This is a genomic window from Rhodopseudomonas sp. BR0G17, assembly GCF_010907025.1.
GTDB classification, from domain to species: domain Bacteria; phylum Pseudomonadota; class Alphaproteobacteria; order Rhizobiales; family Xanthobacteraceae; genus Rhodopseudomonas; species Rhodopseudomonas palustris_H.
The window spans coordinates 1-511 of the sequence record NZ_QUML01000116.1 but is presented as its reverse complement, the minus strand read 5'-3'; the positions used below and the strand labels follow the sequence as shown (position 1 = coordinate 511).

General features: G+C 69.1%; 1 protein-coding gene. It reads right to left on the bottom strand.

Going from position 1 to position 511, the window contains the following annotated elements:
- Window positions 1-478: MFS transporter (locus DY467_RS25460; protein WP_164639823.1), on the bottom strand; the 478-nt coding region annotated here is incomplete at its 3' end.
- Between the last annotated feature and the right edge of the window lie 33 nt (window positions 479-511).

Sequence of the window (511 nt, the reverse complement as noted above, 5' to 3'; positions counted from 1 at the left end):
CCGACGCCGAAGCGCCGAGCAGATTGCCGGCCATCGAGCCGCCGAGCACGCGACCGATCGCGATCTGCCGCCGATCCACCGTGACCAGATCGGCCGCAAGGCCGAGCGCCACCGGAAACACGCCGCCGGCGCCGATGCCCGCGAGGATACGGCAGACGAACAGCACCGCGAATGACGACGACAGCGCGCCGAGCAGATTGGCGAAGCCGAGCAGCGCCAGGCAGATGATCATCAACCGCGCTTTGCCGAACAGATCGCCGAGCGCGCCGATCGCAGGCTGCACCACCGCGAAGGTGAAGGCGGTGACCGCCGCGAGCCCGGCCGCGGTGGTGATCGTGACGGAGAAATCGTCGGCGATCCGCGGCAGAACCGGATCGAGCGCGCGCGTCGACAGCGAGGCCGCGAAGCTCGATAGAGCGATGATATTAAGCGCCGGCGGCAGCCGCGAGGACGAAGCGGCACTGCCGGCTGGCGGCATCAAACGCTCCCGACCGCGGATCGCTTCTTGGTC